Origin of the sequence: Bradyrhizobium algeriense (genome assembly GCF_036924595.1) — a bacterium.
GTDB classification, from domain to species: Bacteria; Pseudomonadota; Alphaproteobacteria; order Rhizobiales; family Xanthobacteraceae; genus Bradyrhizobium; species Bradyrhizobium algeriense.
This window is the reverse complement of the sequence record NZ_JAZHRV010000001.1, coordinates 7,328,906-7,351,907: the sequence shown is the minus strand read 5'-3', so window position 1 is coordinate 7,351,907 and position 23,002 is coordinate 7,328,906. Positions and strand designations below refer to the sequence as shown.

At 64.1% G+C, this 23,002-nt stretch carries 20 protein-coding genes; 10 read left to right on the top strand and 10 right to left on the bottom strand.

Going from position 1 to position 23,002, the window contains the following annotated elements; genetic code table 11:
• The first annotated feature begins 8 nt into the window (after positions 1–8).
• The 6 genes from V1286_RS35300 (at position 9) to V1286_RS35275 (ending at position 8,293) form a co-directional block, all read left to right on the top strand.
• Entirely contained in the window at positions 9–2,153 is a 2,145-nt protein-coding gene (locus V1286_RS35300; protein ID WP_334487981.1) for a hybrid sensor histidine kinase/response regulator, read from the top strand.
• 88 nt (positions 2,154–2,241) lie between these two features.
• Entirely contained in the window at positions 2,242–4,239 is a 1,998-nt protein-coding gene (locus V1286_RS35295; RefSeq protein ID WP_334487979.1) for an ABC transporter ATP-binding protein/permease, read from the top strand.
• Positions 4,240–4,472: 233 nt separating this feature from the next.
• Positions 4,473–5,300 carry an FkbM family methyltransferase gene (locus V1286_RS35290; protein ID WP_334487976.1) on the top strand — a complete coding sequence of 276 codons (828 nt, stop codon included), beginning with the start codon at positions 4,473–4,475 and terminating at the stop codon, positions 5,298–5,300.
• 42 nt (positions 5,301–5,342) lie between these two features.
• Positions 5,343–5,729, top strand: coding sequence for a VOC family protein (locus tag V1286_RS35285; protein ID WP_334487974.1), 387 nt, complete (start codon positions 5,343–5,345; stop codon positions 5,727–5,729).
• 92 nt (positions 5,730–5,821) lie between these two features.
• On the top strand, positions 5,822–6,052 hold the full coding sequence (locus V1286_RS35280; protein WP_334487972.1) for a hypothetical protein: 231 nt from the start codon (positions 5,822–5,824) through the stop codon (positions 6,050–6,052).
• 186 nt (positions 6,053–6,238) lie between these two features.
• Positions 6,239–8,293, top strand: a complete 2,055-nt coding sequence (locus V1286_RS35275) for an OmpA family protein (RefSeq protein ID WP_334487970.1) — start codon at positions 6,239–6,241, stop codon at positions 8,291–8,293.
• Between the two features lie 54 nt (positions 8,294–8,347).
• Here the strand turns inward: V1286_RS35275 and V1286_RS35270 are convergent, their stop codons facing one another.
• Positions 8,348–9,304, bottom strand: a complete 957-nt coding sequence (locus V1286_RS35270) for a homocysteine S-methyltransferase family protein (protein ID WP_334487968.1) — start codon at positions 9,302–9,304, stop codon at positions 8,348–8,350.
• A 228-nt stretch (positions 9,305–9,532) separates the two neighbouring features.
• Here V1286_RS35270 and V1286_RS35265 point away from each other — a divergent pair, with 228 nt between their 5' ends.
• Positions 9,533–10,153: a TetR/AcrR family transcriptional regulator gene (locus tag V1286_RS35265; RefSeq protein WP_334490127.1), complete on the top strand. Its 621-nt coding sequence runs from the start codon at positions 9,533–9,535 to the stop codon at positions 10,151–10,153.
• Positions 10,154–10,179: 26 nt separating this feature from the next.
• Here the strand turns inward: V1286_RS35265 and V1286_RS35260 are convergent, their stop codons facing one another.
• The 7 genes from V1286_RS35260 to V1286_RS35230 form a co-directional block, all read right to left on the bottom strand.
• Positions 10,180–11,940, bottom strand: a complete 1,761-nt coding sequence (locus tag V1286_RS35260; protein ID WP_334487965.1) for an alkaline phosphatase — start codon at positions 11,938–11,940, stop codon at positions 10,180–10,182.
• Between the two features lie 189 nt (positions 11,941–12,129).
• Complete coding sequence (gene argG, locus V1286_RS35255) at positions 12,130–13,470, bottom strand: argininosuccinate synthase (RefSeq protein WP_334487963.1); 1,341 nt, start codon at positions 13,468–13,470, stop codon at positions 12,130–12,132.
• A 226-nt stretch (positions 13,471–13,696) separates the two neighbouring features.
• The gene (locus V1286_RS35250) at positions 13,697–14,458 is read right to left on the bottom strand and encodes a phosphatase PAP2 family protein (RefSeq protein WP_334487961.1); all 762 of its coding nucleotides are present in this window, start codon (positions 14,456–14,458) and stop codon (positions 13,697–13,699) included.
• Between the two features lie 93 nt (positions 14,459–14,551).
• Positions 14,552–15,043 (bottom strand): hypothetical protein, encoded by a 492-nt coding sequence (locus V1286_RS35245; RefSeq protein WP_334487959.1) that lies wholly within the window; start codon positions 15,041–15,043, stop codon positions 14,552–14,554.
• A gap of 118 nt (positions 15,044–15,161) precedes the next feature.
• A complete protein-coding gene (rlmN, locus tag V1286_RS35240) occupies positions 15,162–16,379 on the bottom strand; it encodes a dual-specificity RNA methyltransferase RlmN (protein ID WP_334487957.1) in 1,218 nt (405 codons plus the stop codon).
• Between the two features lie 200 nt (positions 16,380–16,579).
• Positions 16,580–17,236, bottom strand: coding sequence for an invasion associated locus B family protein (locus tag V1286_RS35235; RefSeq protein WP_417021217.1), 657 nt, complete (start codon positions 17,234–17,236; stop codon positions 16,580–16,582).
• Positions 17,237–17,404: 168 nt separating this feature from the next.
• A complete protein-coding gene (locus tag V1286_RS35230; protein ID WP_334487955.1) occupies positions 17,405–18,244 on the bottom strand; it encodes an SDR family oxidoreductase in 840 nt (279 codons plus the stop codon).
• Positions 18,245–18,363: 119 nt separating this feature from the next.
• Here V1286_RS35230 and V1286_RS35225 point away from each other — a divergent pair, with 119 nt between their 5' ends.
• The 3 genes from V1286_RS35225 (at position 18,364) to V1286_RS35215 (ending at position 22,026) form a co-directional block, all read left to right on the top strand.
• Positions 18,364–19,338, top strand: a complete 975-nt coding sequence (locus V1286_RS35225) for an NADPH:quinone oxidoreductase family protein (RefSeq protein WP_334487952.1) — start codon at positions 18,364–18,366, stop codon at positions 19,336–19,338.
• Between the two features lie 581 nt (positions 19,339–19,919).
• Positions 19,920–20,801: a hypothetical protein gene (locus tag V1286_RS35220; RefSeq protein WP_334487949.1), complete on the top strand. Its 882-nt coding sequence runs from the start codon at positions 19,920–19,922 to the stop codon at positions 20,799–20,801.
• Between the two features lie 52 nt (positions 20,802–20,853).
• Positions 20,854–22,026: a TAXI family TRAP transporter solute-binding subunit gene (locus V1286_RS35215; protein ID WP_334487946.1), complete on the top strand. Its 1,173-nt coding sequence runs from the start codon at positions 20,854–20,856 to the stop codon at positions 22,024–22,026.
• 124 nt (positions 22,027–22,150) lie between these two features.
• Here the strand turns inward: V1286_RS35215 and V1286_RS35210 are convergent, their stop codons facing one another.
• Entirely contained in the window at positions 22,151–22,537 is a 387-nt protein-coding gene (locus V1286_RS35210; RefSeq protein ID WP_108520845.1) for a YkvA family protein, read from the bottom strand.
• Between the two features lie 104 nt (positions 22,538–22,641).
• Complete coding sequence (locus V1286_RS35205) at positions 22,642–22,947, bottom strand: 4a-hydroxytetrahydrobiopterin dehydratase (protein WP_334487942.1); 306 nt, start codon at positions 22,945–22,947, stop codon at positions 22,642–22,644.
• Positions 22,948–23,002: the final 55 nt, after the last annotated feature.

Below are 23,002 nucleotides of genomic sequence, written 5' to 3'. Positions count from 1 at the left end.
GAGCGCCCGTGCGGATCGAGCAACGTAATTCGCTGAGACTGCTGCAATGGATGATGGTCGCTTCGCTGGCCCTCCCGTTGGCCCTGTTTGTATTTGCATCCGCCGTCTCCTGGGTCTCGATCCGCGAAACCGCCGACCGCGAAATCGAACGCGCTCTGGATGTCGCGCACGAACATGCGCTGAAAGTGTTCGAGACCATCGACCGCAGCCTGTCGGAGATGGCCGAGATCATCCGCGACGTTCCCGACGCCGAGATCGTTGCGCGCGAGCAATTGCTGCATCTGCGGCTGAAACAACTGGTCGCTTCGCTGCCGCAGGTGAAATCGGCCTGGATTTTCGACGCCAAGGGCCATGCCCTCGTCAACAGCCTGGTGGTGCCGGCACCCGGGATCGATTTTTCCGACCGGGATTATTTCAGGGCCCATGCGGCGGCCGGCGATATCGGAACCTATATCGGTGAAGCGCTGAAGCCGCGGCCGCCCTATCAGGGCGCCGCGTTCTTCGGCGTCAGCCGACGACGGCCGAGCGAGGATAGCGGCTTCGCCGGCGTGCTGCAGGCTTCCGTGTTCCCGGAATATTTCGAGAATTACTACGCCCGGATCGGCCGCGAGCCCGGCAGCTACTTCATGCTCGGCCGGACGGACGGCACCGTGCTGGCGCGTTTCCCGACCGTCGACCGCGACATCCGTCTCGACCCCAAGGGCCCGATCGGGAAAACAATCGCCGCCAGTCCAACGCCCGGCCTCATCACGGTGACATCGCCGACCGACGGCATCGAACGCCGCCTGGGCTACCGGCGGCTCGCCGAATACCCGATCTATGTCGGCGCCGGCCTCGAGACCTCGGCGATCCGCGCGCGCTGGCTGTCCACCATGAGCCAGCATCTGATCTTCGGCGCGCCGGCCACCGCGCTGCTGTTTGCCCTGTTGGGGCTGGCCTTGCGCCGGACGCGCCATCTCTATTTCGAGGCCGAGAAGCGGCAGGTGGCCGAAGAAGCGCTCAAGCACGGCCAGCGGCTGGAGGCGCTGGGCCAGCTCACCGGCGGCGTCGCGCATGACTTCAACAATCTGCTCACGGTGATCCGCGCTTCGGTGGACCTGTTGCGGCGGCCCGACCTGCCGGAGCCGCGCCGGTTGCGCTATATCGATGCGATCTCCGATACCGTGACCCGCGCCGCCAAGCTGACCGGGCAGTTGCTGGCCTTCGCGCGGCGGCAGACATTGAAGCCGGAGGTGTTCGAGGTCGGGCGAAGCGTGCAGACGCTGGCCGAAATGATCGGCACCCTGATCGGTTCGCGCATCGAGATCGTCATCCTTGGCCCGGAAGAACCGTGCCTGGTCAACGCCGACGCCGGCCAGTTCGAAACCGCCATCATCAACATGGCCGTGAACGCGCGGGATGCCATGGAGGGCCGCGGACGGCTGACGATTGCGGTGGGCATGGCGGCCAGTCTGCCCAACGCCGCGCCCCTGTCGCAAAATCCCTATGGCTATGTTGCCGTATCCGTCGCCGACACCGGCAGCGGCATCCCGCCGGATCAGTTCGAACGTATCTTCGAACCCTTCTTCACGACCAAGCAGGCCGGCCATGGCACCGGGCTCGGCCTGTCGCAGGTGTTCGGCTTCGCCAGGCAATCCGGCGGCGAAGTGGCCGTCGCCAGCGAAGTCGGCAAGGGCAGTATTTTCACGCTGTACCTGCCGCGCACCGCCGGCAGCGGGAAATCGCGACAGACGCCGGCGGCGGACGCCTCGGCGATCGCCGGGAGCGGGATGTCGGTGCTGGTGGTCGAAGACAATTCCGAGGTCGGGCAATTCGCCACCGACGCACTGGCCGATCTCGGCTACACCACCCGACTGGTCGGCAGCGCCGCGCATGCGCTCGAAGAGCTGGCCGTCGGCGCCGATCGTTTCGATGTGGTGTTCACCGACGTGGTCATGCCGGGCATGACCGGCCTCGAACTCGCCCAGGAAATCCGTCGCCGGCACGCCGACCTGCCGGTCGTGCTGACCAGCGGTTACAGTCACGTGCTGTCGGAACATGGCAGCCACGGTTTCGAGTTGCTGCAAAAGCCCTATTCCGTCGAGCAGCTCTCGCGCGTGCTGCACGGGATGGGCCGCTTGCGCAAGGTGAGGCGCGCCAACGAAGTAATTTGATCCCGCCACTTCCCGTCATTGCGAGCGAAGGATGCGAGCAGGCTGAAGCCACAAGGAACCATCTGATTTCCCCTAGCGTTATCGGGGCATGGCCAAGGGAGATGCAAAGCTCAAACCGCGCGTCAATAAATCCGACGCGAAGAAGTCCGCTGAATCAGAAACAAAATCGGAATTTGCTGAAGTCGTTGCCGAAGGTGGCGATCAGGTCGAACCGCCGCCGCCGGAGGTCGTAGAGACCGATCCGGAATTATCGCCGCAAGAGGCCGAGCAAGCGCGCAAGGATTATCTGCTGACGCGGTTCTGGATCAGTGCGCGCGGCTACTGGGGCAGGAACGGCGACCGGCTGGCGTGGCTGTTTTCGATCGGGCTATTGCTCCTGATCGTCGCCAATGTCGGCTTTCAATACGGCATCAATGTCTGGAATCGCGCGATCTTCGATGCGATCGAGAAGCGCGATGCCGCGACCGTCTATTACCTCACCGCCGTGTTTTTTCCGCTGGCGATCGGCAGCGTTCTGCTCGGCGTGACGCAGGTGTTCGCCCGCATGGGCATCCAGCGCCGCTGGCGCGCCTGGCTGACGAATGCGGTGATCTCGCGCTGGCTGGCCAGCGGCCGCTACTATCAGCTCAATCTGGTCGGCGGCGATCACCAGAATCCGGAATACCGCATCGCTGAGGATTTGAGGATTGCGACCGACTCACCGGTGGATTTCGTCGCGGGCGTCACATCGGCGTTCCTCTCGGCCGCGACCTTCATTGTCGTGCTCTGGACCATCGGCGGTGCGCTGACGCTGACATTGGGCGGCTCGACCGTCACCATCCCCGGCTTCCTCGTGGTCGCTGCGATCGTTTACGCGGCGATCGCCTCCGGCTCGATCACGGCGATCGGACGAAGCTTCGTGCAGGTGTCCGAGGACAAGAACCAGGCCGAGGCCGAATATCGCTATGCGCTGACGCGCGTGCGCGAGAACGGCGAAAGCATCGCGCTGCTCGGCGGTGAGGAGGAAGAGCGCGACGGCATCGACAAGACCTTTACAAAAGCTCTGCGGCAATGGGCGCGGCTCGCCGGCCAGCACATGCGCACCACGCTGGTATCGCAAGGATCGCATCTCATTGCACCCGTGGTGCCGCTATTGCTGTGCGCGCCGAAATTCCTCGACGGCAGCATGAGCCTCGGACAGGTGATGCAGGCGGCTTCCGCCTTCACCATCGTGCAGACCGCGTTCGGCTGGCTGGTCGACAATTATCCGCGACTTGCCGACTGGAACGCCTGCGCCCGCCGCATCGCCTCGCTGATGATGTCGCTCGACGGCCTCGAACGCGCCGAGCAGGGCGACGGCATCGGGCGCATCCAACGCGGTGAAACCAAGGGCGAAACCATGCTCAGCCTCAACGATCTGTCGGTAACGCTCGACGACGGCACAGCGGTGGTCGATGAAACCGAAGTGGCGATCGAACCCGGCGAGCGCCTGTTGGTGGCGGGTGAATCCGGCACCGGCAAGAGCACGTTGGTTCGCGCGCTGGCGGGGCTGTGGCCATGGGGCGGCGGCAGCGTCAACTTCCATCCCGATCGCCGGCTCTTCATGCTGCCACAGAAGTCCTACATTCCGTCCGGCACGCTGCGGCGCGCGATCACCTATCCCGGCGCGGCCGACGACTGGCTCACTGAGCAGATCTGCGACGCGCTGCACAAGGTCGGCCTCGATCACCTCAAGGACAAGATCGAGGAAGAAGGACCGTGGGACCAGACGCTGTCGGGCGGCGAAAAGCAGCGGCTGGCGTTCGCACGGTTGTTGCTGCACAACCCCGATATCGTGGTGCTGGACGAGGCCACTTCCGCGCTCGACGAGAAGAGCCAGGAGAAGATGATGGAGATCGTCATCAAGGAGCTGCCGAAGGCCACCATCGTCAGCGTCGCCCACCGCGCCGAGCTGGAGGCGTTTCACAGCCGCAAGATCGTGCTGGAGCGACGCAAGGGCGGCGCCAAGCTCGTCAGCGACGTCAACCTGATCCCGCGCAAGGACAGGCGACGCCTGCTCGGCCGCTTCCTGCGCCATCGGAAAGCTGCCAAGAAGGCGGCGTGGTAGAGGAATGCGCACGATCCATCCAGCCGTCATTGCGAGCACAGCGAAGCAATCCACCTCTCCACTTGCCGCGCTATGGATTGCTTCGCTTCGCTCGCAATGACGTGGATGGGCCGCGGCGTGCTGGACACACCCCATTCGTGGCACGACAGGCCGGTCGAGCATGACTACGATTGGCCTATTTCACTACCGCAAAACCGGCTATGCATGCGACGCTTCTACCCGAGGACTTTTGCTTGACGCCCGACAACGATCCGTCTCCTGCGCCGTTCGGCGCATTCGCCCCGAATGCCGCACAGGCCGCGATCATTCGGCTTGCCCACCGCACCCGGCTGAAGCGCGGCGCGTTCCGGCCCTGGCTGTCGCGGCTGGTGAATCTGCTGCGCGCGGGTCCCGTCGACGTGCCATATCAAGGCGCCTCGTTCCGCTTCTACCATCAGGCCAGCGCCACCGAGCGCGGCGCGCTGTTCAACCCCGCCTACAACATCGAGGAGCTGGATTTCTTGCGCGCGCATGTTGCCGTGGGCGGGGTATTCGTCGATGTCGGCGCCAATGTCGGCACCTATGCGCTTGCGCTGGCGCGCCATGTCGGCGCCGGCGGCAAGGTGATCGCGATCGAGCCGCATCCGGTCACCCATGCGCGCCTCGCCTTCAACAACACAGCCTCCGGCTTCACCCAGGTGCGACTGGTCGCGGCCGCCGCCGGCCCGGCCGATGGCGAATTGCTGATTGAAACCGACGGCGACAATCTCGGCGCCAGCCACATCGTGTCGAGCGACGCCTCCGCCAAGGCGATCAAGGCACCGTCACTGCGGCTGCAGCGCATCCTCGAAGAAGCCGGCGTCTCGCATGTCGACGCGCTCAAGATCGATGTCGAAGGTTTTGAGGATCGCGTGCTGACCGGCTTCTTCGCCGAAGCACCGCAGGCATTGTGGCCCCGCGCGATCGTGATCGAGCATCTGTCGAAGGACGAGTGGCTGGACGACTGCATCGCCGACATGCGCGCGCGAGGCTATATCGACACCGGCAAGACCCGCAGCAACACCCTGCTGGCGCGAGGCTGAATTTCCCTTACCCGGCCATTGCTCAAACCGAAGGAGAGCTTGATGATCGACCACGTCGGATTTCCGGTTTCGGATTACGAACGTTCCAAGACCTTCTATCTGAAAGCCCTGGCGCCGCTCGACTACACCCTCGTGATGGAAGTCACCCAGGAACGACACGGCCACGATCCCGCGGCAGGCTTCGGCGCCAATGGAAAGCCCGATTTCTGGATCGGTGGCGAAGGCGGGTTGGACAAGCCGTTGCACGTCGCGATCCTGGCCAAGGACCGCGCCACGGTGGACGCCTTCTATAAGGCCGCGATGGCGGCCGGCGGGCGCGACAACGGCGCGCCGGGAATTCGCGCGCACTACCACCCGAACTATTACGGCGCCTTCGTGCTCGACCCCGACGGCCACAACATCGAGGCCGTCTGCCACACGCCGACATAGCCGGTTCCGGCCGGTTCCATTGGCGAGGGGCACGGGAACTTCGTGCCGACCTCGCCGTTGTCATTGCTGGAGTTGAAACTTCGGGAGACGCGATGCCGATCGAACCGCCGGAAATACCGCCGGCGACACCGGGACAACCAACCGAGCCGCCGCCGGAGAACCCTCCGGGTAATCCTCGCCCGGAGGTGCCACCACCATTCCGCGAACCCGGCCAACCACCACAACCGGAGGAGCTGCCGGGCAAGATGCCGGATGAGTTACCGATACGCGGGCCGAATGGCCCCCACACACCCAATCCTGCCACCGATCCGGGTGCCGGATGAATACTTCGCCTGAACGCGCAATGAATAATGCTGCATGCAACCCATTGTGCTTATGAAATAAAAACCATCCGACCATTTGTAGGCCGCCACAATCCGGCCTAATGATTAGCCGTTCAATCGACCAACTGACATGCCAATGAAGGCCGCTCCGTTGCTGTCAGGCCTATTCCGGGGACCAAGGACATCATGACAAACCTCCGCATCCTGCTGCTCGCCACGACTGCCTTGACGGCGACGCAGCTCGCGACCTCCGCATCGCATGCGCAGACCGCACCGCTCGTCGTGGCGCAAGCCAAGGAAGAGGTCGGCCCCGACGGCAGACCCAAGGCGCCGCCGAAGGGCGCTCCGCCGCCGGCTGCCGCGCCGAAGGCGCCGGCTCCTCCACCGCCCCCGGCCGCAGCACCTCCGCGTCCAGCAGCGCCGCCGCCCCCGCCTGCTGCGGCTCCGCCACCGCGCCCGACGCCACCCCCGCCGCCTCCGGCGGCCGCGCCCCCACGCCCGACACCGCCTCCTCCGCCTCCAGCGGCTGCGCCTCCGCGGCCGACGCCTCCGCCTCCGCCCCCGGCTGCCGCGCCGAAGGCCCCGACTCCGCCTCCGCCGCCCCCGGCGGCCGCACCTTCGCGCCCGACGCCGACGCCACCTCCGCCGCCAGCAGCAGCGCCTGCGGCGCCGAAGCAACCGGCCGCACCGGCACCGGCTCCGACCCCGCCGCCGCCTTCATCCCAGAAGGCGACGCCTTCGCCTGTGCCGCCACCGGCCGCCGGCACCAGGCAGCCACCCGCGCCTGCCGCCACACCGGCGGCACCCGCGCCAGCGGCATCGCCGACGACCGCGCCTCCGCCCGGCGGAAGCACAGCCGCGCCGCCGCGTCCCGGTGCGACACCGCCTGGCGCACCGACCGCAACACCTCCGGCCGCGGGTGCCCCGACGGCCGCGCCAACCGCCCCGACTGGCCGCCCCGGCGCGCCCCCAGCTGCGGGCCAAGCCACTCCGACGCCTCCGGCCGCCGGAGCGCCACCGGCGCGACCCGGTGCGCCGACAGCGCCGCCGGCTGCGGGGGCTCCAGCCGCGCCGCCCGCCGCGGGAACTCCACCCGCGGCTCCCGCCGGCGCCGCGGCGCCAAGTGTCGTCCCCGGCACGCCAGCCGCAGCGCCCCCGCCCGGCAGGGCGCAATTCGCTCCGCCGACGGTTGCACCGGCGTTCCGGGCCGCACCCACGGTCACAACGCCACTACCGCCACCGCCACAGCCACGGCGTGAAAACCTGACGCCGCTCGCGATCGGCGCGGGCGTCGTCGCAGGCGCCGTGGCCGGCGCGACCATCGCCAACATGCACAGCCAGCGACGGGAGGTCACCGAGGGCGGCCGCACGGTCTACTATGAGCCGGACCGCGTCATCATCCGTGACCCGAGCGGACAACAATACGTCCGCGGCAACGATCTCTATCGCTTCCGCTATGGTGCGCGCGACATCCAGACCCAGACCGTCGGCGGCGAAACCCGCACCGTCGTAGTCCGGCCGGATGGCAGCCAGATCATCACCGTGGTCGGCAGTGACGGGCGGCTGCTGCGCCGCATCCGCCGGGACGACCGTGGCCGTGAGATCATCATCATCGACAACAGCTACCGCGATCCGCAAGCAGTCGGCGGCTTCTATGTCGATCTGCCGCCGCCAGTGGTCAACATGCCATACGACCGCTACATCGTCGCCGCGGACGAAGCACCCCCGGAAGTGATCTACGAAACCCTGAGGGCGCCGCCGGTGCAACGGATCAACCGGCGCTACTCGCTCGACGAAATCCGCTACAGCCCAAATGTGCGGATGCAGATGCCGAGCATCGACGTCAACTCCATCAACTTCGCGACCGGTTCGTGGGAGATCCCGCCGGACCAGGCGGCGAAGCTGCAGGTGATCGCCGACGGCCTGAACCAGGCGATCCAGGCCAACCCGCGCGCAGTGTTCCTAATCGAAGGTCACACCGACAAGGTGGGCTCCGACGTCGACAATCTGTCGCTGTCGGACCGCCGCGCGGAATCCGCCGCAACGCTGCTGACGCAGCAGTTCAACGTGCCGGCGGAGAACCTGACCTCGCAGGGTTATGGCGAGCAGTATCCGAAGGAGCAGATCGACGGGCCGAGCGAGATCAACCGGCGCGTCACCATCCGCAACATCACGCCGCTGCTCAATGGCGGGCAGGCCTCGCTGCCGCCGCCCCCGCCCGGCACCGCGCCGCCGCGCTGAGGCGGCTCGTCACCAAATGAAAATGGCCGGGAGCAATCCCGGCCTTTTTTTGTTTCACGCGCTGAGTGCCCGCGGCGTGACGCAGGCCTCGCAAATGGCCGCGGCGTGCCGGTGATCGGTGCCGCAGCAGCCGCCGAGAATCCGCATCTTCGGAAACGCGCTCCGAAGCGCCACGTAACGCCGGCCGAGATCGATCGGGTCACCGGCATCGAGCGTCTCGGATTCGTCGAGCTCGGCATGGCTCTTGGTCGAGGCGTTGGCCCTGACGCCATGGATCCGTTCCGTCCAGGCTTCACCCATTTGCAACGCATCTTCGAAATGCGTCGGGTGCGCACAGTTGATCAGGAAGTATTCGGGCGCACCATCGGTCTCGCGGTCCACGGCCTCGATCGCCTCACGCAGCGTCTCGCCCTTCACCAGACGGCCATTGGTCTCCACAGTGAACGAGATCGCCGCCGGTATCGCGAGCGCCTTCGCGGCGCGTGCGACGCCGATCGCTTCATTGATGCTGGTGAGCGTATAGGCCGTGACCATGTCGGCGCCGCCCTCGACGAAGGCCGCGATCTGCGCCCCATGATAGGCCTCGGCTTCCGCAGCCTCCATGTTGCCTGCCTTGTAGCCGTCGCCGCGTGGGCCGATCGCGCCGCTGATGACACAGGGCGCGTCCGGCCTTTCCCAACCCGCGCGCAACTCCCCGAGCAATGCGATCGAACGGACATTGATCGCCTTGAGAGCTGCCGCATCGTAGCCAAGCTTCACGCCCCAATCCGGATTGGCGCGCCACGTCGGGCTGTCGAGCACGAAGCCTGTGCCGTGCTCGCGCGCCACCGCGAGATAGCTCGCGTAATACTGCTTCAATTGCTGCCAGCCTTCGGCGCTGTCGAGCAGCACGAAGGCGGCGAAGTGCGGCAGTTCGATTCCCTGGTGGAAGATCAGCGTCGTTTCCATGCCGCCATCGGTGAGGAAAATGCCGCCGCGCCGCTGCGGAAGATCGTCTCGGTATTTGGCCATTTCAACATCTCCGTAACCGTTCAAGCTGTCGGTAGGTCTTTCCCGCCCCGGTCTGGGTCGGGCGATGTTGGTGCCTCATAGTGTCGCGGCTTCCTAGGCGGCCCGCGGTGCGGATGAACCTGAAGCTGCAAAATGATACGAATTCAAATGGTTGCGGCTGAGGCGCAAAACCGCCGCGCCGTCGGCAATGGGAGAAACCGTACCGTGAGTCCAGTTTTAGAAAAGCGGATGGGAAAGGGCGAGGCAACGCGCGAGCGAATTCTCGAGATTGCCGAGGCCGCCGTACTCGCCAAGGGATTTGGCGCGACCTCGATCGACGAAGTGATCGCCGAGGCCGGGCTTACCAAGAGCGGCTTCTTCTATCACTTCAAGGATAAGAATGCGCTCGCCCGCGAGATGCTTCGCCGCTATGTCGCGACGAATGATCATCTGTTCGACGAAATCTTCGCGCGCGGTCATCAGCTTTCGGACGACCCGCTGCAGGCCTTCCTCATCTCGCTGAAGCTGCTTGCGGAGACGATGTCCGACCTGCCGAACGGCCATCCCGGCTGCCTGATTGCCAGCATCTGCTATCAGGAACGGTTGTTCGATCGCGAAGTGCGCGAACTGACCGCGCGGTCGGTGCGGGACTGGAACGCGCGCTTCCGCGGGATTCTCGACGGAATCGCCGCGGTGTATCCGCCGAGAGAACCGGTCGATCTGGACGACGTCGCCGACATGCTGTCCTGCATCGTCGACGGCGCCATCATCATGTCGAAGACGCTGAACGATCCGAGCCGTCTAGAACGGCAGATCCTGATCTTTCGAAGCTGCGTCAAACTGATGTTTGCGCCGCCATCGCTTTCCTGACGCGACCGAAGCAGAGCCATCTTGCTCTACTTGCCCGCGGCTGCGAGGCCGAGCGCGTCCGCCATGATGCGGAATACATCGGTGTTGTCCATCGAGCCATGGACCCGGTCGCTGCCGGGGCCGGTCGCCGTCAGGATCACGTCCTCTCCCGAATGCACGCTGGCGCCCATCATCGCCGGCAGATTGCCGAGGCGCAGCACGGCCCCCGCGACATCCTTGTACTTCTCGTTGATCTTGAAGGTACCCGGTGCATCACCCTTGACGCTTGGCTCGTTGGGATTGTCGAGCTTCGGACGGAAGGTTTCGTAATGGTCCGGAAGGCTCGCCGAGAAGATCGCGAGCCGCCGGCTGACATCGACGCGTGACGGATAGCCCTCGGCATCGGGAGCCGGATAGTTGGGGAATCCGGCTTTGTCGTAAGTGCCGACGCGCTCGCGCAGCGGCACGTTGGGCGTCGTGCTCATGTCGTCATTGATGGTTCCGACCAGGCTGTTCGGATGATTGTGGTCCGCCAGCACCAGGATCAGCGTGTCGTCGCCGCGCCCGCGCGCCCAGTCGCGCGTCTGGCGAACCGCGTTGTCGAGCATGATCGTGTCGTAGACGGCGCGCTCCATGTCGAGGAGATGCGCGTATTTGTCGATCATCCCGGACTCCACCATCAGGAAGAAGCCGGCCTCGTTCCTTGAAAGTACGTTCAGCGCCGCCTGCACCTGTTCGGTCAGGTCGGGCTGATCGGGAAACTTCTTGACCCCGCCGCCTTTGAGAAACTTGCGGTCCAGTGCGCCATCCATATTGCCGGTCGCAAACAGCCCGAGCAATTGGCGCGTGTCCGATTTCGCCGCCGACGCGTCCATCTCGGACTTCGTCATCGCCACCTGATAACCGGCGTCGCGAAAGCGGGCGATGTAGTCGATGTCGTCCTTGCGTTTGGAACCAGCCGCAGCCTTCGGCATGAAGTTCGCGCTGCCGCCGCCCATCAGGACATCCGGCTTGGCGGCGAAATATTGCTTGACGATCTCGTCATAAGCGGCACGGCGTCGGGTATGCGCCACCATCGCCGCTGGCGTAGCGTCCTCGACTTCGGTGTTGGTGACGATGCCGATCGCCAGGCCAAGCCGCCGCTTCGCCACGCTTGTTATGGTTTCGACACTGGGATCGTCGAACGCGCTTGCGGTCCGATCGGCGTAGACGCCCATCGCGTTGACGGCGGTCTTGTGGCCGGTGGCGTAGGCGCTGGCGGCGTTCGCTGAATCGGTGATGATCGAATCCGAGCCCGCGGTCGCCACCAGCGCCATGTGCGGCATGTCGTCGATGGCAAGCTTGCCGCGACTCTTACCCTCCGCAATCCCTTTGGAGAGGATGCGCGCGGCGACACGGTGGGCGGGCGACAATCCATCGCCGATGAACAGGATCACGTTCTTCGCCTTGCGCGGACCGGTATCATAAACCGTCCACACGACGCTGCGGCTGCGCGTACCGTCGCTGACCTCAACCGTGACGCTGCCGGGTTTCGGCAATGCGACATTGCGCAGGATCAGCGCCGACTGGTCCTTGCCATCTTCGCGATCGACGAAGCTTCCGCTCTGGCCGAACGCGGCGGAATATTCCGCCCCGTTGACCGTCACTTTCAGTTTTGCCGGGTCGACGCGATCGGGAAACTCGACCTTGAAATCGAAATGGGCACCGGCGAGGATTTCGGCGCGGTCGATCGGATAGATCGTTTGAGCTACTGTCGGCGACGCCGACAACAGGATGGCAGCGGCGGTTGCGGCAATTGGCTTGATCATGATCGATGCCCCGCGATCGTTGATGGCGCAGCGAACGGCGAGATTAGACGCCGCATGCGCGCGGCGCGGCGAGCCTAGCCGCGCAAAATGACGCTTCCATAACACAGGGAGTCGGCAGCCGGGCCGGGAGGAATCAAAGCCCCGCGGCATGATCCAGAAAAATTAAGGATACTCCCGCCCGATTCAGCCCTAGTCGCCCTTGTCGCTCTCAAGCTTGAAGATGTCGGAGCCTTCCGGGCTCGATAGCAAGCCTATCTTGCCGTAGAGATCCAGCTTGGCGCGGGTATCGGCAATGTCGAGGTTGCGCATGGTCAGTTGGCCGATGCGGTCCGCCGGCGTGAACGCGGCATCCTCCACCTTCTCCATGCTCAGCCGCTCCGGCTGATAGGTCAGGTTGGGGCTCTCGGTGTTGAGGATCGAGTAGTCGTTGCCACGGCGCAGCTCGAGCGTCACCTCGCCGGTGACGGCGCGCGCCACCCAGCGCTGGGCGGTTTCGCGCAGCATCAGGGCCTGGGAATCGAACCACCGTCCCTGATAGAGCAGCCGGCCAAGGCGCATGCCGCTGATCCGGTATTGCTCGATGGTGTCTTCGTTGTGGATGCCCGTGACCAGGCGTTCATAGGCGATGTGAAGCAGCGCCATGCCGGGGGCTTCGTAGATGCCGCGGCTCTTGGCCTCGATGATGCGGTTCTCGATCTGGTCGCTCATGCCAAGGCCATGCCGGCCGCCGATGGCGTTGGCCTCAAGGAACAGCGCGACGGGATCAGCGAAGGTCTGGCCGTTCAGCGCGACCGGCTGGCCCTCTTCGAAACGCACGGCGACCTTTTCGGCCCGGACGGCACAGTCGTCGCGCCAGAACGGCACGCCCATGATCGGATTGACGATCTTGATGCCGCTGTCGAGGTGCTCGAGATCCTTGGCCTCGTGGGTCGCGCCGAGCAGATTGCTGTCGGTCGAGTAGGCCTTTTCGGCGCTCATCTTGTAGGCGAATCCGTTGGCGGTCATGAATTCAGACATTTCCGCGCGGCCGCCCAGTTCGTCGATAAACAGCTGGTCGAGCCAGGGCTTGTAGATCCGCAAGCTCGGATTGGTCAGCAGGCCGTAACGGTAGAACCGCTCGATATCGTTGCCCTTGTAGGTGGAGCCATCGCCCCAGATGTTGACGCCGTCCTCCTTCATGGCCGCAACCAGCATCGTGCCGGTCACGGCGCGGCCGAGCGGCGTGGTGTTGAAGTAGGCGATGCCGCCGGTCGAGACGTGGAAGGCGCCGGACTGGATCGCGGCGATACCTTCGTGGACCAGTTGGGTGCGGCAATCCACCAGGCGGGCTTTTTCGCCGCCGAACTCCAGCGCCTTGCGCGGAATCTCGTCGTAATCGGCCTCGTCGGGCTGGCCGAGATTGGCGGTATAGGCAAAGACGCGCGCGCCCTTTTGCTTCATCCAGAGCAGCGCCGCGCTGGTGTCGAGACCGCCCGAGAAAGCGATGCCGACTTTTTCCCCTTTGGGCAGGCTTTTCAGAATCGTACTCATCGAGCTTCCAATCGGTCGAAATGGCGGATGCCGTTATAGCGTTTTCAAGCGAAGTGGATACCGGTTTGCGTGAAGAAAACGCGTCAAAACAAGAATCTAGAGCTTCGGTTCTGATCCAATCAGAACCGCTAAGCTCTAGCGGCTTGAGGGCGCGAATAACAAATTTCGCGCTGGTGGGCACGCGTTTAATGGCTCTTTTTAATAGCCCTTGGCGGCTCGGATCGGATTACCCCGCCTCGCGCCCGCGCCAGCGCTGCAACAGCCGGTAGCCGGGCCAGCCCCAACGCGCCAGCGCGGCCTCGATTTGCTCATCCGTCAGCCGGGTCGATGGCCAGCGGAAAATCCAGGCATAGGCCAGCCAGATCACGAAGAAGCTGACAAGGCCGGCGGCAGCGACGTCGGTAAAGAAATGCCCGCCGAAGGCCATTCGCAGCACAGAGGTTACGACCCCGAACACGGTCGCCGCCACATAGGCCAGAGGCCGCCACGGCGGCGGGGTCAGCGCCGCGGGCGCATAGGCCCAGAACGCGGTGGCGCCCTCGCCGGAGAAGAACGAGCAGTTACGCCCGCACTCGCCGCGCGGATCCCACCATGGCACGAATTGCCAGGGCCCGTTGAACTCCGTCACCATCACGGGCCGCGGCCGCCCCCAATAGCTCTTGAAGGTGAGATTGGTCAGCACGACGGCGGAGAGCAGGATCGTGACCAGCAGAAACACCGCCGCGCGTCCCGGAACCAGCATCGGCCGGTCCGGCCGCAGCAGCTTTCCCACGATGGCAATCAGCGCAGGCAGCGCCAGCGCCCAGGCAATCCACATCGCGCCGTCGCGCGCGAACGCGGCAAGACCGCTCTGTTTCAGTGGAAATGATGTGCTTGCGGGATCGAAGAACAATGCCGCCAGCTTCAGGTCGAGTTCGGGGAAAATCCCGAACAGCAGTCCGATGACGAGCGATAGGCCCAACGCGATTACAAGTCCGGTCCGGTTCATGGCGCGGGGTTTAGCCGAGGCGGTTGGTGATGAAAAGGCAGAAGCTCATCTTCCCTTCTCCCCTTGTGGGAGAAGGGAAGAAGAGACCAGAGATCACGCCTGCGGCCGGGACTGCGACGGCAATGGCGGCGGTGGCCGCAAGGGAGGCCTCGGTTCGCGCCAGGCTCCGGCAGATCGGCCCGCGATCATCCAGTAGATCAGGCCGGCGACGATGCCCGCGCCGGTCATGATTTCGAGGTGACGGCGCACGATGCCATCGAATTTCAGCGTCTCCGGATCGAACGGAATGAGGCCGAGATAGCAGGCCGCGCCCACGATCGCGCCGCCGACCGCATAAGCGAGCACGCTGCGGATATAGAAGGCCTCGGTGATCAGAATCACGATCAGCGCCGGCAGCAGCGCGAAGCCGGAGAGAAAGATGAAGCCGAAGCCGAGCACGACATTGATGGCGCTCTGATCGATCGGCGCGCCGCCGAGATCGCTGAACTCTGGATACAGCACCGCACCGACCACGATCATCCCCGCCACGAAGCAGGCGGCGAGGAAGGCGAACAGGATGACGAAGAGGCGGCCGATCAGCGTCATGCTCTCACCGTCATTGCGAGGAGCGACAGCGACGAAGCAATCCATCGCTCGGCAAGCGGAGAGATGGATTGCTTCGCTTCGCTCGCAATGACGAATGACATGCGGTGATCGACCATCCTCAATCCGTCATCGCCATGGCGCGCAGCGCCTGGCGCTCGCGCGCGGACAGTTTTTCGGTCTCCGATTTCAACTGGCCGCAGGCGGCGAGAATGTCGCGGCCGCGCGGCGTGCGCACCGGCGAGGAGTAGCCGGCGTTAAAAATATATTCGGAGAATTTTTCGATCTGTTCCCAGTCCGAGCACTCATACTTCGTGCCCGGCCACGGGTTGAACGGAATCAGGTTGATTTTCGCCGGAATGCCCTTGAGCAATTTCACCAGCAGCTTGGCGTCATCCATGGAATCGTTGACGCCCTTGAGCATCACATATTCGAAGGTGATGCGCCGCGCATTCGACGAGCCCGGATAGTCGCGGCAGGCCTGCAATAATTCGGCAATCGGATATTTGCGGTTTAGCGGCACCAGCTCATTGCGCAACTCGTCACGCACAGCGTGGAGCGAAATCGCCAGCATGACGCCGATCTCGTCGCCGGTGCGGATGATGTTCGGCACCACGCCCGAGGTCGACAGCGTGATGCGGCGACGGGAAATGCCGATGCCTTCATTGTCGGCAACGATCAAGAGCGCATCGCGCACCGCGTCGAAATTGTAGAGCGGTTCGCCCATCCCCATCATGACGACGTTGGTGACGAGGCGGCTGCCGGTCGGGGTCTCGCGATCGGCCCAGTCGTTGAGGCGGTCGCGCGCCACCATGATCTGGCCGACGATCTCGCCGGCCGTGAGATTGCGCACCAGCCGCTGCGTGCCGGTGTGGCAGAACGAGCAATTCAGCGTGCAGCCGACCTGCGATGAAACGCAGAGCGTGCCGCGATCGGTTTCGGGAATGTAGACGCACTCGACTTCATGCGCCTTCTGGAACGCGTCACCGCTCGGCAGCCGCAACAGCCATTTGCGGGTGCCGTCGTTGGAAACCTGCTCGGCCACCACTTCGGGGCGGTCGACGGTAAAGTGCTGCTCCAGCTGCGCACGCATTTCCTTCGAAATGCTGGTCATCTCGTCGAAAGCCTTGGCGCCGCGGACATACATCCAGTGCCAGAGCTGCTGGGTGCGCATCTTGCGCTGCGGGGGCGCAACGCCGATCTCGCCCAGTCGATCGGCGATCTCGGTGCGCGACAGGCCGATCAGCGAAGGTTTTGCCGGCGGCACATAGGTTTCGAGCGGAACCTTCTCGAGGGGAGCCTGAGCCGAGGAACTGCTCTCGATTGAAGCGACGGTCATTTGTGTTTCTGTTCTTGAGATACATAGGGTGGGCAAAGCCACCGGGTCGCGCGAATGCGCGCCCGATGATGAACTCCGCCGTGCCCACCGCAAGCGTTGACGGTGGGCACGGCGCGATGCGCCTTTGCCACCCTACGAGGTAGCACTCAAATAGGCCTTCTAGGCCCCCTAAACAACGTCATTCTGGGCTTAAAAGCGGCCTAGCGCTTGCAGTCCTGCGCCAGCCGGTCGAGCGCCTGGGCCAGCCCCTTCAGCGAGAAGACGTCCGTGGTCTCGGTGCCCTTGGCCGAAACGCCCTTGACGGTGACTTCGGCGGATTTGCGCATGGCGTTGACCATCTGCTCTTCCTCCGCGGCGTTCTTGATCCAGAGCCCGTCGCCCTGAGTATACATCGCATAGGCCGAGCCGCCGACCTCGAGAGAGGATTCCGAGCCCGGCTTCAGCGCGTATCCGATCATGATCGAAACTTCGTTGACGACTTTTTCGGCCGGACGCGTCGAGACGAAAGCGTAGGCGGGATCACGCGGACGATTCGGCGGATTGGTTTTGGACGACGATGGCTTCGCCAACGCAAAGCAAACCTTCCTGCCGTTCGGTGTCGCCGTGTAGGCGCCCCAGGTACCGTACTGACCGATCAAGGTCGGCTCCGCATTGCCGACAGCGGCGGTCGCCGCTGGTTCCGGCTTCGCAGGCTTGGCCGTCGTCGGCTTTGCCGCCGGTGCTGGCGCAGGCTTGGCCGCTTCCTTTGCAGGTTCCTTGGCGCCCTTCGAAGCAGCGCCCTGTGCTTGCGCGAGGGATGTCGCCCCACACAACACTGCAATCGCAACCAGAAATGTCAGTATTCGCAACACGGACAACTGGTTCCCTCATCATTGTGACTGGAAGATGGCCCGAGGGCGCATCGCGTCGCCGGGGATGGATAGCCGGGAAATGCTTTTTTGGGAAGGCAGTTACAGTGTTGCTCACCGTCGCAGCCGCGCCTTCGTAACAGGTCCCTTTGAGGAATCAAGGCGCGGGATTCGGGTTCAGCCTTTCGGCCGGCGCTCGCGCTGTTTCTGCCACTGTGCATCGGTCCATTGCAGCAGATCCTCGGCGCCGGAACTGCGCAAATGCGCGCCGCCATCCTGCACGACCATCTCGCCATTGATATAGCCGGCCTGGTCGGAAATCAGAAAGCTCGCCAGATCGGCAAGTTCGCCATGCTCGCCGGCGCGCCCGAGCGGATTGCGTTGCGCCCAGCTTTCATCGCGGCCCTCGGGACGGAGTTGACCCGAAGCGCCCGGCGTCGGGAACGCGCCGGGCGCGATCGCGACCGTGCGCACACCCTTGGGTCCCCACTCCACCGCAAGGCTTCGGGTCATCGCGAGCACGGCGGATTTCGCCATCGCCGACGGCACCGTGAAGGCGCGACCGGTGATCGTCGAGGTCGAGAGGATGCTCAGCACGACGCCTTTGTGCTTGCCGTCGATCCAGCGCCTGCCCGCGGCGAGCGTGCAATACATCGTGCCGTGCAGTGTCGGCGCCAGGATCGCATCCGCCGCCCGCGACGACAGATGTTCGGTCTGCGCGATGAAGGTTGCGGCGGCATTATTGACCAGCACGTCGATCGGCGCCTCGCGCCAGATTTCCTCCATCATGGCATCGACCGCAGCACTGTCGCGGATATCGCAGCCGATCACGCCCACTGTGCGGCCGAGTTCGCTGCGCATCTTTGCCGCCGTCGCCTCCAGCAATTCGAGCCGGCGGCCGCAAATGATCAGCTCCGCGCCAAGCTCGACGAAGCGGTGCCCCATCGCAGCCCCGAGCCCCGAACCGCCGCCGGTGACCAATATCCGCTTTCCCGCCAGCAAGCCCTTTTCAAACATCGTTTGAACCCCTTGAACCACCATAAAGCCATGCATCCGAATCGGATTGTAGCCCGGCTTCAAATCCGGCAAGAAGCTGCCAGCCTCTTATATTCTCGGCCCGAAAACCAGGTGAGCCCATGAAAGCCATTCTCTGCTCGCAATATTGCCAACCCGACGACCTCGTGCTGGCCGACGTCCCCGATCCGGTGGCCGAACCGGGACAGGCCGTGATTGCGATCAAGGCCGCGGCACTGAATTTCTTCGACATCCTGATGATCCAGGGCAAGTACCAGATCAAGCCGCCATTCCCGTTTTCGCCGGCCGCCGAGGTTGCCGGCGTGATCGAAAGCGTCGGTGCCGGCGTCACCGACCTGAAGGTCGGCGACCGCGTGGTGGCGTCCTGCGGCCATAACGGCGCGCGCGAAAAGATCGCGCTGCCCGCGAGCTCTATTGTGAAAATTCCCGACAATCTGGATTTCGATCGCGCCGCCGGCATCATCATCATCTACGGCACAGCGCTTCACGCGCTGGAAGACCGCGCCAGCCCGAAGGCGGGCGAGACGCTGGCCGTGCTGGGCGCTGCCGGCGGAACCGGACTTGCGGCCTGCGAACTCGGCAAGCTGATGGGCCTGAAGGTGATCGCCTGCGCGTCGTCGGACGAGAAACTCGAATTTGCCAAGGCGCATGGCGCCGAGCTCACGCTGAACTACAGCAAGGAAGACCTGAAGGAGGGCTTGCGCCGGCTCACCGGCGGCAAGGGCGTCGACATCATCTTCGATCCGGTCGGCGGCACTTACGCCGAAGCCGCATTGCGCTCGATCGCCTGGGAAGGTCGTTTCCTGGTGATCGGCTTTGCCGCGGGCGACATTCCGAAGATGCCGCTCAACCTCGCGCTGCTCAAGGGTTGCGATATACGCGGCGTGTTCTGGGGTGCATGGACCAGGGTCAACCCGGAGAAGAACCGCGCCAACCTGGAAAAGCTCGTGAAGTGGACCGCGGAAGGCAAGATCTCCTCGCATGTCGATCGCACGTTCCCGCTGGCGCAAACCGCCGAAGCGCTGAAGGTGCTCGCCGGCCGCCAGGCGATGGGCAAGGTGATCCTGCATCCCTGAGAGGCGATGCCGGGCCATCCGTTGAATGGTCGTCCGCTTGAAGAAGCGCAAGCGGCCCGTGCGATGCGTGGCCCGGAGACCTGTGCCGCTGTGTGACGCATGTCTCCAATGTCATTTCACCGAGATCATTTCCCGGTAACAATGCGTGTTCCAAAACCCCCTTATGCCGCTTCTCTGCCTCAATGATACCAAAATATCTCCTCATTCGCACCGGCCGCCGCCGTTTTTTGAGCCCATTCCGTGTGCGATTTTAACCATCAGTTAAGGGGCTCCTGTACGTCGACAAGAGCAAGAAGCAAGGTGCAGGGGACGCCCGTAGTTGCGTTCAGTAGTGGGGAGCATCATCCATGGCGGAGAATACCAGGCTGCCAACACAGCCAAGAGATCCGTTTGACCGGTTCGACGAAGCTATCAGCGATCCACGGTTGTACGAAGCGGATCAATCTCGATACGCGCAGCTACGAGAGCAGCTACGGTATGAGCCGGAACCTCAATATGAGCCGGAACCTCAGTATGAGCAGCCTCAGTATAAGCAGCCTCAATACGAGCAGCCCTTTGCGCTGTCGTTTGAGCGGACGGATGTGCTGCCGGAGGAGCTTCCGCCGCACGAGCCGGTACCGCTTTTCCTCTCCAACTACGAAGAAGAGTCTCACCAGCAGCTTTCCGAATATGCTTTCGCCGGCGGCGACCGGCGGTTCGGCAGCGGTGGGCTGAAAAAGGCGCGCGCGGGGCGCATCGTAACCGGCGTCGTGGTGGTGTCGGCAATAGCGGCCGTTCTCGCACTGTTTTCCATCGACTCGACCCGTGCTGTCATCTTCAACGCCTCGCTCGGCGGTGGTGGCGGCAGCGCGCCGCCGCCCGCTCAGCTCGCCGCGGCGGTGCCGGAGCCTGCGCAGCCGCAGCGCATTGCCGCGCCGCCGCTCGCCGCCGAACCGTCCGGAGCGGAAGTTGCGGCTGCGCGCCGCACGCCGCCCAATGCGCTGGCATCGGCATCGCCGACGCGCGACGAAATCGCCGCCGCCTATCAGAGTGCGCTCAAGGGCAAGGTCGCGGTACCGGAGCCGGTGGCGCGCGAAGCCGCCCGTGAGGTCGCTGCGGTAGCACCGACGACCCCGGTGGTCGCGGTCGCTCCGGTCGTTCGTGAGCCCGTTCCGGTGACGCGTGAAGCGGCTCCGGTTCGACGTATCGATCCGGATGAGCTTGCGGCGCTGCTGAAGCGGGCGAAGAGCCTGCTTGCGATCGGCGACATCACTTCCGCCCGACTGCTGCTCGAACGGGCCGCGGACGCCCAGGAGGCGGAAGCCGCGCTGATGCTGGCGGGAACGTATGATCCGCTGGTGCTGGGCAGCCAGGACTTGCGAAGCATCACGCCCGATCCGGCAGCGGCGCGGGTTTGGTATCAGAAGGCTGCCCAACTCGGTTCAGCAGACGCGAAGCGGCGGCTCGGTCAGCTGGAGAACTAGGCAATTAATTACTGAATTAGAGAAATACTCAAGACCAGCGCGAGAGGTATCTATGCGACATTTGTTCGGAATGGCATTGCTCGCCATGACGATGGCATGCAGCAACACGGCGGCCCGGGCGGCAGAGACGGAGTACGATCCGGCCAAGGTCAGCGAAAGCCTGAAGGCCATTTTTCAGTTCGGTTCGGTCGCCACCAAGCAGGCGCTGAACGCCAATACGGTCACACTGATCTCGGGGACGATCGGCGGCACCTATGTGCAATTCGGTGCCGACCTCGCTTCCGTGCTCGACGACGGAAACAAGTTACGCGTACTTCCGATCGTCGGGCGCGGCTCTGTGCAGAGCGTCGCCGACATCCTGTTCCTGCAGGGCGTCGACCTCGGCATCGTGCGAGCCGACACGCTCGACTATCTGGAGAAAAAAGGCTTCGCAAAGGACATCAAGAAGCAGTTCACCTATGTGACCAAGCTTTACAATGAAGAGATGTATGTCCTCGCCTCGAAATCGGTCACCAACATCAGCCAGCTCAACGGCAAGAAGGTCAGTGTCGATCTTCCCAACGGCGGCACCTTCGTCACCGCGGCGATCGTGTTCGAGCGGCTCGGCATCAAGCCTAACTTCCTCTATCTCGAACAGCGCATCGCGATGGAGAAGATGAGGGCCGGCGAGATCGACGCGGTGATTGCCGTCGGCGGCAAACCCTACAAGTCGGTCGCAGGCTTCAAGGACGATCGTTTCCACCTCGTTCCGGTCGACTATTCGCGGCCGCTGCAGACCGACTATCTGCCCGCGACCCTTACGTCGAAGGACTATCCCAACCTGATCGCGGAAGGGGGGAAGGTCGATACCATCGCCGTGCCTGCGGTGCTCGCCGCCTACAACTGGGCCCCCAACACCGACCGCTATCGCAAGCTGGCTCTGTTCGTGGACGCGTTTTTCACGAAGTTTCCGACGTTCCAGAACCCGCCGTTCCACCCGAAGTGGAAGGAGGTCTCGCTGTCGGCGCCGTTGCCCGACTGGCAGCGTCTGCCGGTCGCCGAGCAATGGCTCAAGAGCCATAACGTCGAGGCCGTGTCGCGCGCGAGATTCGAGGAATTCCTGAAACAGAGCCCGGCGACCGCGGCAAACGTCAAGACGGACGCGGACAAGGAAACTCTGTTCAAGCAATTCCAGGCCTGGGAAGCCGAGCGAAGCGCAAGGGCGCAGGCTCCGGCGCAGCGCTAAGCGTTTTCCAGCGAAAAGCCTGCCACGGACTTGATCCGGGCAGGCTCGCGTCAAGAAAACGCGTCAAACCAAAATCCAGAGCCCGTTCCGATGCAATCGGAACGGAAAAGGCTCCGGACGCGGGCTATTCCGTCACTCCAGCGGTGTCGATCCCGCGCTTCAGTGCCGCGCGGGCGGCATCGCGATGCTCCTGCGTGATGTGGCCCGCGACCATGCGGATGGCGGTGGCCAGGACGGCGGCATCGTCGGTAAACCCGAGCAACGGCAGCATGTCCGGCATGAAATCGAGCGGCAGAATGAAATAGGCGACGGCGCCAAGCAGCGCCGCCTGCACGTGACGCGGCGTCTCCCTGTCGAACGCACAATAATAGGCTGCGAGCAGGTCTTCGGCGAAGGGAAGCTGCGCCACCACCTGCTTGAACTTGATCCAGAAGCGCCGACGCACGCTCTCACGATCCTGCGCCAGCCGGTCGGCCGGATCGAAACCTGCGGTGTGATCGGACGATGCCATCGCGGCGCTCCCTCTGATCCGGCGCGGCAGATCGCCGCGGCCGATCGTATGATTCAAGAATTGGGGATGTCCGCCCCACCCCGCAAGATCGCGGGCGCACGAACTCAGGTGACGCCCAATTGCCTCGCGATCGCATTCATCGCCTTGGCCAGATCGATGTCGAGCCGGGTGACGCCGCCGGCGTCGTGGGTCGCCAGCACCACGTCTACCGTCTTGTAGACGTTCTTCCATTCCGGATGATGGTCGCTTTTTTCCGCCACCAGCGCGGCGCGGGACATGAATCCGAAGGCTTCGTTGAAATCCCTGAAGGTGAAGGTCCGCCCGATCGCCTCGCGTCCCGGCGTCTCGGACCAGCCGGGAAGTTCCGCCAGCGCCGATTTCCGTGTCTCCGCCGACAGCCGTTCCGCCATGATCGCCTCCCGTTTCAGACCACCTCCACCCTAACACCGAAGGCCGCATCGGGGA